11 protein-coding genes are annotated in these 11,699 nt (G+C 65.5%); 9 read left to right on the forward strand and 2 right to left on the reverse strand.

All coding sequences use genetic code 11. The annotated features are described in order from the left end of the window. Positions 1–2,451: efflux RND transporter permease subunit (locus tag IC66_RS0103495; RefSeq protein WP_049806450.1), on the forward strand; the 2,451-nt coding region annotated here is incomplete at its 5' end. Between the two features lie 47 nt (positions 2,452–2,498). Here the strand turns inward: IC66_RS0103495 and IC66_RS0103500 are convergent. Both IC66_RS0103500 and IC66_RS0103505 read right to left on the reverse strand, forming a co-directional pair. After that, a complete protein-coding gene (locus IC66_RS0103500) occupies positions 2,499–3,470 on the reverse strand; it encodes an MBL fold metallo-hydrolase (RefSeq protein ID WP_028144796.1) in 972 nt (323 codons plus the stop codon). A 222-nt stretch (positions 3,471–3,692) separates the two neighbouring features. Beyond that, positions 3,693–4,358: a GntR family transcriptional regulator gene (locus IC66_RS0103505; protein WP_028144795.1), complete on the reverse strand. Its 666-nt coding sequence runs from the start codon at positions 4,356–4,358 to the stop codon at positions 3,693–3,695. 121 nt (positions 4,359–4,479) lie between these two features. On the opposite strand from IC66_RS0103505, the gene IC66_RS0103510 reads away from it, so the two are divergent. The 8 genes from IC66_RS0103510 to IC66_RS0103545 all read left to right on the forward strand — a co-directional run. Further along, complete coding sequence (locus IC66_RS0103510) at positions 4,480–5,274, forward strand: enoyl-CoA hydratase/isomerase family protein (RefSeq protein WP_028144794.1); 795 nt, start codon at positions 4,480–4,482, stop codon at positions 5,272–5,274. A gap of 9 nt (positions 5,275–5,283) precedes the next feature. Continuing rightward, positions 5,284–6,543, forward strand: coding sequence for a CaiB/BaiF CoA transferase family protein (locus tag IC66_RS0103515; protein WP_038946676.1), 1,260 nt, complete (start codon positions 5,284–5,286; stop codon positions 6,541–6,543). A gap of 50 nt (positions 6,544–6,593) precedes the next feature. After that, positions 6,594–7,586 carry a Bug family tripartite tricarboxylate transporter substrate binding protein gene (locus IC66_RS0103520; RefSeq protein ID WP_038946677.1) on the forward strand — a complete coding sequence of 331 codons (993 nt, stop codon included), beginning with the start codon at positions 6,594–6,596 and terminating at the stop codon, positions 7,584–7,586. 297 nt (positions 7,587–7,883) lie between these two features. Beyond that, positions 7,884–8,366 (forward strand): tripartite tricarboxylate transporter TctB family protein, encoded by a 483-nt coding sequence (locus IC66_RS0103525; protein ID WP_028144791.1) that lies wholly within the window; start codon positions 7,884–7,886, stop codon positions 8,364–8,366. Between the two features lie 10 nt (positions 8,367–8,376). Next, entirely contained in the window at positions 8,377–9,912 is a 1,536-nt protein-coding gene (locus tag IC66_RS0103530; RefSeq protein ID WP_028144790.1) for a tripartite tricarboxylate transporter permease, read from the forward strand. Beyond that, positions 9,909–10,913 (forward strand): 4-hydroxythreonine-4-phosphate dehydrogenase PdxA, encoded by a 1,005-nt coding sequence (locus IC66_RS0103535; protein WP_038946678.1) that lies wholly within the window; start codon positions 9,909–9,911, stop codon positions 10,911–10,913. Before IC66_RS0103530 ends, IC66_RS0103535 begins: the two co-directional genes overlap by 4 nt. Before the next feature lie 133 nt (positions 10,914–11,046). Then, positions 11,047–11,262 (forward strand): hypothetical protein, encoded by a 216-nt coding sequence (locus IC66_RS43145; protein ID WP_081494253.1) that lies wholly within the window; start codon positions 11,047–11,049, stop codon positions 11,260–11,262. A gap of 134 nt (positions 11,263–11,396) precedes the next feature. Next, on the forward strand, positions 11,397–11,699 hold a 303-nt coding region (locus IC66_RS0103545; protein WP_038946679.1), incomplete at its 3' end, for a glycosyltransferase.

Raw genomic sequence — 11,699 nt, forward strand, 5'->3', positions numbered from 1 at the left:
ACCATCACCTCGCAGAGCCGCCTGCAGACGGTCGAGCAATTCAAGGACATCATCCTGCGCACGGCCACGACCGGTCAGACGGTCCGTATCGGCGACGTCGCGCGGGTCGAGCTCGGTTCGAAGTCCTATGATTCCGCCGCGCGCTACAACGGCAAGCCGGCCGCGGGCATGGGCATCAGCCTTGCGACCGGCGCCAATGCGGTCGCGACCTCGGAAGCGGTGAAGGCGCGCGTTGCCCAGCTCAGCGCCACCATGCCGGAGGGGCTCCGCGTCGTCTACCCCTACGACACCACGCCCTTCGTCAAGCTGTCGATCGAGAAGGTGATCCACACGCTGTTCGAGGCGATCGCGCTGGTTTTCGTCGTGATGTTCGTGTTCCTGCAGAGCTGGCGCGCCACCATCATTCCGACCATTGCCGTGCCGGTGGTGCTGCTCGGGACCTTCGGCGTGCTCTCGCTCGCCGGCTATTCCATCAATACGCTGACGATGTTCGCGATGGTGCTGGCGATCGGCCTCCTGGTCGACGATGCCATCGTCGTGGTCGAAAACGTCGAGCGCGTGATGGCCGAGGAGCAGCTTAGCCCGCGCGAGGCGACCGAGAAATCCATGCGCGAGATCACCGGGGCCCTGGTCGGGATCGGCGTCGTGCTCTCGGCCGTCTTCATCCCGATGGCGTTCTTCAACGGCTCGGTCGGCATCATCTACCGGCAGTTCGCGCTCACCATCGTCACGGCGATGCTGCTGTCGGTGCTGGTCGCGCTGATCCTGACGCCGGCTTTGTGCGTCACGATCCTGAAGCCGCCGCAACACCATGGCGCGCAGCGCGGCTTCTTCGGCCTGTTCAACCGCGGCTTCGACCGCATGGCCGACGGTTATCAGCGCACCACGGGCGCCGCGATCAGGCGCATCGCCGGGGTGATGATCGCCTTCGCGGCGATCGTCGCCGGCATGGTCTTGCTGTTCCAGCGGCTGCCGAGCTCGTTCCTGCCCGACGAGGACCAGGGCACGATCATGACCCTGATCCAGCTCCCGGTCGGCGCGACGTCGACGCGCACGCTCGACGTGATCAAGCAGGTCGAGCATCAATATCTCGACAACGAGAAGGATGCCGTCGACGGCGTGTTCGCGGTCAGCGGCTTCAGCTTCGCGGGGCAGGGGCAGAATGTCGGCCTCGCCTTCGTCAGCCTGAAGCCGTTCGACGAGCGCAAGAGTCCTGCGGCCTCGGCGCAGGCCGTGGCCGGCCGTGCCATGGGGGCGTTCATGAAAATCCGCGACGCCATGGTGTTCGCGGTGCTGCCGCCGTCGATCCCCGGCTTCGGCAATGCCGGCGGATTCGACGTCTATCTCCAGGACACCGGCGGCAACGGTCACGAGGCGCTGATCCAGGCGCGCAACCAGCTGCTCGGGCAGCTCGCGGCGGACAAGCGCGTGGCGCAGGCCCGGCCGAACGGTCAGGACGATACGCCGCAATTCAACCTCGACGTCGACCAGGCCAAGGCCACCGCGCTCGGCGTCAACCTCAGCGATCTCAACACCACATTGTCGGCGGCCTGGGGCGGGGCCTATGTCAACGACTTCATCGACCGCGGCCGCGTCAAGCAGGTCTATGTGCAGAGCGATGCGCCGTTCCGCATGGATACCAGCGACATCGGCCGCTGGTATGTGCGCAACGCCTCGGGCTCGATGGTGCCGTTCTCGGCGGTCGCTACCGATCGCTGGAGCTTTGGCTCGCCGCGCCTCGAGCGCTACAACGGCGTTGCCGCCGTCGAGTTGCAGGGGCAGGCGGGGCCGGGCATCAGCTCGGGCGTTGCCATGCAGGCGGTGGAGGAGCAGATGGCCAGGCTGCCCAAGGGCTATGGCCACGAATGGACCGGATTGTCGTTCCAGGAACGGCTCACCGGCAGCCAGACGCTGTATCTCTATTCGATCTCGCTGCTGATCGTCTTCCTGAGCCTTGCGGCACTCTACGAGAGCTGGTCCGTCCCATTCGCGGTGATGCTGACGGTGCCGATCGGCGTGCTCGGCGCGCTGCTCGCGGCGACGCTGTTCAGCCAGGCCAACGACGTCTATTTCCAGGTCGGTCTGCTCACGACGATCGGTCTTGCCTCGAAGAACGCGATCCTGATCGTCGAATTCGCGCTGGAGCAGATCGCGGCCGGCCGGAGCCTCGTCGATGCCACCCTGCACGCGTCACGTCAGCGCCTGCGCCCGATCCTGATGACCTCGCTCGCCTTCATCCTCGGCGTGTTGCCGCTGGCGGTGGCGACCGGCGCCGGCTCGGCCAGCCAGAATGCGGTCGGCATCGGCGTCGCCGGCGGCATGATCGCGGCGACCGTGCTCGGCATCTTCTTCGTGCCAGCCCTGTTCGTGCTGGTGAAGCGGATATTCCCCGGTGCCCGGGCGGACGTCGCCACCTCGAATCTTCCTGGGGTCGCGGAGCCCGCGGAATAGGAGCAGTCATGGTCCGGGCGGCGCACGCGCCGCCCGGACCTGACGAGCTACAAGGTCATCTGCATCGGTTCGGGATAATAGTGGAAGCCTTCACCGGCCTTGGCGACATGGCCGTAGCCCGGCCAGGCGAAGTGATAGGACATCACCGGGGTCTTGTTGGCCGCAAGCATCGTCAGCAGTTTGACGCGCGATTCCGCGGCCTGCTTCGGATCGGTGTCGTAGGAGAATTCCATGCGCGGCCGCTCGAGCAGCAGCACGGAATGGTGCGAGAGGTCGCCGAGGAAGGCGAAGGACTTGCCGGCCGACGACACCAAGAAGATGGTGTGGCCGACGGTGTGACCGGGCGCGGAGATCGCCTGCACGCCCGGCAGGAATTCCTGGCCGTCCTTGAAGAACACGATCCGGTCACGGACCGGCAGCAGGTTCTTGCGGGCGTGAACGACGAAGTCCTTGGCCGGACTGCCGAGCTTGCCTTCGTCGGTCCAGAAGTCGAAATCGGTCTGCGAGATGTAGATCTGCGCGTTCGGAAACAGCGGCTTGCCGCCTTCGTCGACGATGCCTCCGATATGGTCGATATGGGCATGCGAGCACACGACGGCATCGATGTCCCCCGGCTTGATGCCGGCCTCGGTCATGCTCTTCTGTTGCCGGCCGGTGCTGGCGCCGAACATCTTCGATGAGCCCATGCCGGTATCGAACAGGATGAGCTTGTCGCCGGTGTTCACGATCGGCGAGTTCTGTTCGAGCACGACGTTGTCCGGCGACAGGAAATTGTCCGCCAGCATCTTCTTCACCTCTTCCTTGGGAACGCCGGTGAAGGTTCCGGAGGGATCGCCGAGCGGCAGCGGCCCGTCGGACACGACGGTGACCTCGGCATCGCCGAGAACGAAGCGGTGCCAGTAGGGCGTCTGGGTGCCGAGCTTGGGAGCCCGCGCCATCGCGCTGGTGCCGAGCATGGCGCTGGCACCAAGGCCAGCTCCGAGCGCGAGTAGGGATCGACGGGAGACATCGATTGTCATGCGTTTCCTCCGCTTTTGTCTTTTGTTTTGCGCGATTGTTCGCGCGTTGGGACCGGCCTGATCGGGCCACGCGGCCGCAGGTCGGCAGAGAAGTATGCTGCTCCGGCCGCGACAAGCTAGCAAGTGGAATTAGTGCGCAGATTCACGCGGAGCGAGAACGAGCTGCCGGGCGGGAAGGCCACGTGTGACGCACTCACTGGCCAGGACAACGCGAATTGCGCCTTACGCAATTTTCAGCGTGAGATCGTTCCCTTCCGTCTCGGCAAAACCCGCCTGGAAGACCTCTTCGCGCTTGTGGCGGAGATGCGCGCGCAAAATGTGGGAGAGGCCGAGGCCGTCGCGGCGCTGGAGCGCGTTCAGGATGGCGTCATGCTCCTTCACGGCGAGCGCCCAGCGCTGCGGCGTCATCGGCGTGACGTAGCGCGCGCGCCGGATGCGCGCTGTCACTGATGTGTAGAGCCCCGCGAGCACGGGATTTCCGGCTGCGGTGACGATGGCCTCGTGGATGGCGCGATTGCCGCGGTAGTACTGGATCAGATCGCCGTCGCGATAATGCAGCACCATGGCCGCATGCGCGGCGGCGATCTCGTCGATCTCGGCGTCCGTGATGCGTTCGCAGGCGAGCTCGCCGGCGAGGGCCTCCAGGCCCTGGCAGACCTCGAACAGGTCGCGCATGTCCTTGTCGGTCAGCTTTGCCGCGCGCGAGCCGCGATGCGGCAGCAACTGCACGAGGCCTTCGGCGGCCAGCACCTTGAGTGCCTCGCGCAGCGGCGTGCGCGAGATCTCGAGCCGTTCACATAGCTCGCGTTCGGGAATCCGCGCGCCAGGCGGAATTTCGCCATCGAGCAGGATGGCCCGGATACGGCCGACGACGTCCTCGTGAAGCATGGGGGGACTAGCACTCCAATTTGAATGCAAAACTGGGGTATTCGATCGATATTTCGAAGTTCCAGCTTGCTAATCGCAGATTTTGCATTCAAAAATGTAAAAAACAAGAGGATATGAGGAAATGGACCGGGCGGTAGGGGCAGACGACCTCGTTTTTGAATGCAACGACGGCATCGGGCGGATCACCTTCAACCGCCCCCAGGCCCGCAACGCCTTCACTTTCGCCATGTACGAGCGGCTCGCCGCGATCTGCGAAGAGGCCAACAGCGATCATGCGATCAAGGTGCTGGTGCTGCGCGGGGCCGGCGACAAGGCGTTCGCCGCGGGCACCGACATCAACCAGTTCCGCGAGTTCAAGTCGCCGCAGGATGCGATCGACTACGAGAACCGTATCGATCGCGTCCTGACCACGCTCGAACAGTGCCGGGTGCCGACCATCGCGGCGATCAACGGGTTCTGCACCGGCGGGGGCGCCGGCATCGCCGCGGCCTGCGACCTGCGCATCGGCACACGCAGTGCCCAGATTGGATTCCCCATCGCCCGGACGCTCGGCAATTGCCTGTCGATGTCCAATGTCGGCCGTCTCACCGCACTCATCGGTGCCGCGCGCGTCAAGGACCTGATCTTCACCGCACGTCTTGTCGATGCCACGGAGGCGGCGAGCGTCGGACTGCTCGGCGAGATCGTCGAGGATCTGGCTGCGCTGGACCGGCGCGCCGACGAAGTGGCCCGGCTCGTCGCCAGTCATGCGCCGCTGACGCTGAATGCGACCAAGCAGGCGGTCGGCCGGCTGCAACAGCGGCTGACGGGAGACGAAGGCGAGGATCTCATCCTGATGTGCTACACGAGCCAGGATTTTCGCGAAGGGCTCGATGCTTTCCTCAACAAGCGCGCGCCGCAATGGCGCGGCCAATAGGACGCCCCGATGCAAAGCGATCGATCGCAATCCAACTCTCGCCGTTCGGGACCGCTGGCCGGCCTCAGGGTCGTCGACCTCACCCATGTCATGGCCGGGCCGACCTGCACCCTGATGCTCGCCGACATGGGCGCCGACGTCATCAAGATCGAGAAATCGCCGAACGGCGACGACACCCGCCATTCGGTACCGCCGAAGATCGGCGAGGAGGCGGCCTCCTTCCTGATGATGAACCGCAACAAGCGCGGCATCGTGCTGGATCTGAAGACCGAAGGCGGCAAGCAGGTGCTGCGGCGGCTGATCGCTGATGCCGACGTGCTGGTCGAGAACTTTGCGCCGGGCGCGATGGAGCGCCTCGGCTTCGGCTACGAGGCGATGCACGAGCAATTCCCGGCGCTGATCTACTGCTCGCTGTCGGGCTTCGGCCGCACCGGTCCCTATAAGCATCGCCGCGGTTTCGATCTCGTCGCGCAGGCCATGAGCGGCATCATGAGCTTCACCGGCGAACGGCCGGATGGTCCGCCCGTCAAATGCGGCCCGCCGCTGTCCGACATCACCGCCGGCCTGCTCGCAAGCATGGGCATTTTGGCTGCCTATACCCATCGCCTGAAGACGGGCGAGGGGCAGTGGGTCGAGACCTCGCTCTATGAGGCCGCACTGGTGCAGACCTATTGGCAGTCGACAATTGCGCTCGCCGCGGGCACCGCGCCGCGCGCGATGGGCTCGGCGCATCCGCTCAACGCGCCGTATCAGGCTTTTGAGGCCTCGGACGGCTGGCTCGTGGTCGGCGGCGCCAACAAGAAACATTGGCTCCTGATGCTGGAAGCGCTCGGCGCGAGCGAGCTCGCCGCCGATCCGCGCTTCGTCAACGGTTCCGATCGCATGGCGAACCTGAAGGAGCTCGAAGCCGTCCTGAGCGAGCGTTTCCGCACGAAGTCGCGGGCGCATTGGCTCGCGGCGCTGGACGAGAAGGGCGTGCCGTGCGGCCCAGTTCACGACATGCTGGAAGCGCTCAGCGATCCCCAGACGCTGGCGCGCGAGATGGTCGTCGAGGTCGAGCATTCCACGCTCGGCCCGGTGAAGACGATCGGTCTGCCCGTCAAGTTTTCGGAGACCCCAGGCAAAGTCCTCTCGGGCGCGCCGGTCTATGGTGAGCATACGAGCGAGGTGCTGGCCGAGTACGGGTTCGACCAGAAGCAAATCGAAGCGCTCGAAAAAGAAGGCGCAATCGTCTTAGGCGCAGGAAGACGCGAGGAACGCGTCGCCTGACCGGGCGTCGATACGACAACGATAAAAGGTAAAATCCGCTGGAGGAAATCATGGGTCGGACGTCGATATTCTTGCTCTCCGCAGCCGCGACGATGCTCGCCGGCACGATGCCGGCGCTCAGCGCCTGGCAACCGCAAAAGCCGATCGAGTTCGTGGCCACCGCCGGACCGGGCGGCGGGACCGACAATCTCGCCCGCGCGGTGCAGAACATCATCACCAAGCACAAGCTGACGGAGCAGCCGATCGTCGTCGTCAACAAGGGCGGCGGCAGCGGCGCGGAAGGCTATGTCTATGGCAAGGCCTCCGCCGGCGATCCCTACAAGGTGATTTTCGGCACCTCGAACGCCTGGCAGCAGCCGCTCGTCTCCAAGGTCGCCTTCAACTACACCGATCTCACCCCCGTAGCGGCGATGGCGCAGGACGAGTTTTTGCTCTGGGTCAAGCAGGACGCGCCTTACAAAACGGCGGGTGACTATCTGAAGGCGGCCGGATCGGGCGAGTTCAAGATGGGCGGCGCCCAGTCGAAGGACACCGACGAGGTGCTGACGCGCATGATCGAGAAGGCCGGCAAGGTCAAGCTGACCTATATCCCCTTCAAGAGCGGCGCCGAGACCGCCGTGCAGCTCGCCGGCGGGCATCTCGATTCTCACGTCAACAATCCCAGCGAAAGCCTCGGGCAATGGCGCGGCGGCACGCAGCGGCCGCTCTGCGTTTTCAGCCCGAAGCGGCTGCCGCAGGGCGCCAAGGTCACCGCGACCGAAGGCTGGGGCGATGTTCCGACCTGCGTCGAGCAAGGGCTCGACATCAAGCAATATGAGCAGCCGCGCACCGTGTGGCTGCCCGGCAAGGTCACGCCGGACCAGGCCGCGTTCTATGTCGACCTCATGAAGAAGGTGCAGGCGACGCCGGAGTGGAAGGACTACATCGAGAAGACGTCCCAGGTCGACACCTTCCTGACGGGTGCCGAGTTCGACAAGTTCATCAAGGAGGATCTCGAGCACGTCAAGCAGGTGGCGGGCGAGCAGGGCTGGCTCGTCAAGTGAGGCGGGGCGCATGCAGCGGGGGTGACGATGTGGGCAGGGCTTCCCGCAGCATGTCGACCATCATGCCAAATCCGCCGCTGTCGTCCCTGCCTAGCGCGCAATTGCGCGCGGAGGCGCAGGGACACATACCGCGTGATCTGTCGAGAAGTGTCGGTCGCTGTACCGACGTGACCTTGAGTCTTCGTCAAATTCCTCCCTGGGGTTATGGGTCCCTGCGTTCGCAGGGACGACACCGAGCGCCGGGGAAGGATGCGTGGCTACAGCGGGCAATTGCCCGACCTCTGAGCGGAGCCCCCCATGATCTCGCGCCGCGCGCTTGAACTTGCGACCGCCGTCCTCACCGGCGGCTTCGGTGTCGCCGTCGTCGTCTCCAGCTTCGACAACGGCATCGGCTGGTCGAGCGCGGGCGTCGATGCCGGCACGTTTCCGTTCCTGACCGGCATCGTCATCGTGCTCGGCAGCCTCTACAACCTGGTGCGGGGCGTGTTGCCGGTTGCGTCCCTGGCAAACGTTCCCATCGCGATCACGTCGATCGAGCTGCGCCGGCTTGCCGGCCTGTTCGTGCCGGCCGCGATCTTCGTGGCCGCGATCCCGCTCGCCGGGATGTACGTCGCCTCGGCGCTCTATGTCTTCGCGGTGCTGGCGATCCCCAGACATCAATCGGTGCCGCGCGCGCTGGGGATGGCGGCGGCGACGGCGCTCGCGCTCTACGTCGTGTTCGAGCGCATGTTCCAGGTGAGCTTGCCGCACGGCGCGCTCGCAGCCGCCTTCGGGTTCTGACGGAGGGCCGATGGACAATCTCGGGGAACTCCTCCATGGCTTCAGCATCGCGGTCACCGTGCCGCATCTGGTGCTGATGGTCGTCGGCGTGCTGCTCGGCATTCTCGTCGGCGTGCTGCCGGGGCTGGGTGCGCCGAACGGGGTGTCGCTGCTCCTGCCGCTGACCTTCGGCATGCAGCCGGTGTCGGCGATCATTTTGCTCTCCAGCATGTATTGGGGGGCGCTATTCGGCGGCTCGGTCACCTCGATCCTGTTCAACATTCCCGGCGAGCCGTCGTCGGTTGCGACCACCTTCGACGGCTATCCGATGGCGCGTGACGGAAGGCCGACCACGGCGCTCGCCACCGCCTTCGGCTCGGCCGCGTTCGGCGCGCTGATCGGCGTCATCCTGATCACCTTCCTCGCGTCCTGGGTGGCGCAGGTCGCGCTCGCCTTCGGGCCGGCGGAATACTTTGCCGTCTATTTCCTGGCCTTTGCCAGCTTCGTCGGCATGGGCGGCGCCGCGCCGATCAAGACCCTCGTGGCGCTGGCGATCGGCTTTGCGATCGCCGCGATCGGCATCGACACCGTCTCCGGCAGCGTCCGCCTCACCATGGGCGTCGACGAGCTCGTCAAGGGCGTGAGCTTCGTCGTCGCGGTGATGGGCCTGTTCGGCATCGGCGAACTGCTGGTTGCGGTCGAAGAGGAATTCCACGCCCGCGCGGTGTCCTCGAAGATCGACTGGCGCGAGGTGCTCCGCGCGGTCGGCCGCCTGCCGCGGCATGGCGTTGCCTTGCTGCGCAGCGCCGCAATCGGCTGCTGGATGGGGATCACCCCGGGCGGGCCGACCGCGGCGTCCTTCATGAGCTATGGCATCGCCCGCCGCTTCTCGCGCCGCGGCCGCTATTTCGGCACCGGAGAGGTCGAAGGCATCATCTCGCCGGAGACGGCTGACCATGCAGCCGGCACTAGCGCGCTGCTGCCGATGCTTTCGCTCGGCATTCCCGGCTCGGCGACCGCGGCCGTCATGATGGGCGGGCTGATGATCTGGGGCCTCAATCCCGGGCCGATGCTCTTCGTCGACCAGAAGGACTTTGTCTGGGGCCTGATCGCCTCGATGTATGTCGGCAACATCGTCGCCGTCGCCTTGGTGCTGCTGACCGTACCGGTGTTTGCCGCCTTGATGCGGATTCCCTTCGTGGTCATCGCCCCGCTGATCGTCATCATCTGCGTCGTCGGCGCCTATTCGGTGTCGAACTCCTATCTCGACGTCGTCATGATGCTGGGCTTCGGAATCGTCGGCTATCTCTTCAAGAAGCTGTTCTATCCCTTGGCCCCGCTGGTGCTCGCGATCGTCATCGGCGACAAGGCCGAGGATGCGTTCCGGCAGTCGATGCTGATGTCGAAGGGATCGCTCGGGATCTTCGTTGCGAACAAGCTGGTGACATGCCTGATCATGGCCGGCATCGCGCTGCTGCTGCTTCCGCTCGCGTTGCAGCTCGCGCGTCTCTGGCGCAAGCCCGCCCCCGCGACCGAAACGACCGCCCAGGAGAAGGTGATCATATGACCGCAAAGCCGCTGATTGCATTGGCAATGGGAGATCCCGCCGGCATCAGCCCGGAGCTGACGGCCAAGCTGGTGGCGCAGGATGACATCCGCGCGGGCTGCCGGCTCGTCGTGATCGGTGACCGCCGCATCTTCGAGGAGGGCGCGCGCATTGCCGGCGTCAGGCCGGCGCTGAAGATGGTCGAGCAAGGGGCCGATCTTCGCGCGGCGGAGGGCGAGGCGCTGTTCGTCGATCTCGGCCATCTCGATCCCAAGGAGGTCGAGCCGAAGACCGCGACCCTTGCCGGCGGAAAATTTGCGCTGACGAACTACAAGCACGCGCTCGAGCTCGGCCGCGACGGCCGCGTCGAGGCGGTCTGCTTCACCCCCTTCAACAAGCAGGCGATGCGGCTTGCCCGCGCCGAGTACGACGACGAGATCGCGTTTTCGGCCGAAGTGGTCGGCCTCAAGACCGCGGCGAGCGAGTTCAACGTGCTGGACCGGCTGTGGAACGCGCGAGTCACCTCCCATATTCCGCTGAGGGACGTTGCTGCAAAGTTGTCCAGCGAACGCATCCATCGTGCGCTCCAGCTGACCGATGCCTGCATGCGCAACGCCGGTTTCGCGCGGCCGCGCATCGCCGTCGCCGGTCTCAATCCGCACGCGGGCGATGGCGGAAATTTCGGCCGCGAGGAGATCGATATCATTGCGCCCGTGGTCGCGGCCGGCCAGCGCGAGGGCATCGCCGCGGAGGGACCGTTTCCCGCCGACACCGTCTTCCTGCGCGCCAAGGGCGGCGCCTTCGATGCTGTGCTGACGATGTATCACGACCAGGGCCAGATCGCGATGAAGCTGATGGGCTTCGACCGTGGCGTCACCTTGCTCGGCGGCTTTCCATTCCCGATCTGCACGCCAGCGCACGGCACGGCTTACGACATTGCCGGGCAAGGCGTCGCGTCGATCGGAGCCAGCCGGGCCGCGTTGCTGCTCGCCGCGGGGATGGCCGCGCGGCGCGCCGCCTGATTGCACGCACCAGGGAGCAAGCGCTTGCTGCACTCGCCTTGCGGGCAGTATTAGACTTTCGGGAAAAACTGGAAACTTCCGCCGTCGCGACGAGTTGGCGTCCCATGAACATCTTCACGTCGGAGCTGGGAACATGGTCGACGACGGCCCGCTACGAACAGCGGTCGATACCGCATGGTGCGTGTACCGCGCGCGGCATCGCGATGTCGATGCTGCCGACGGCCGTCGCTGCCTGCTCGAGCGCCATCTGCGAGGGAGACGGGAAGCGCGAGAGAGCGACGGCGACGCCCAGGAACTCACGGGTTTCGGGCTTGCCTATCTCGAGCGGCTTTCCGATGACTCATGTTGATGTCGCTTGAGAGACTCCTGTGCCGCCTGGCGCGCGCAAGCGCCAGACCGGCTTGGACGTTGCTCGCGATTTCGAACCTCCTGTCCGCAGCCATCGTGCTGATCGTCCGATCAGCGATATAGCGGCGGGCTATCATGCGTATCGCTCAGCTTGCTCCCCTGGCCGAAAGCGTCCCTCCAAAGCTCTACGGCGGCACCGAGCGGGTAGTCGCCTGGCTGGTCGACGACCTCGTCAAGCTTGGACACCACGTCACGCTATTTGCCAGTGGCGACTCCCGGACGACCGGCAAGCTTCACCCGGTATGGCCACGCGCGCTGCGACTGGGCCGAAAGGGCGCGGATCCCGGGGCGGCCAGCGCGATGCTGCTGGAAGCGATCGCGAAGCGGGCGAGGGAATTCGACGTGATCCACGCGCATGTCGACTGGCTGCCACTGCCG

It is taken from the genome of Bradyrhizobium genomosp. III, from assembly GCF_000261705.1.
GTDB lineage: Bacteria > Pseudomonadota > Alphaproteobacteria > Rhizobiales > Xanthobacteraceae > Bradyrhizobium > Bradyrhizobium ottawaense.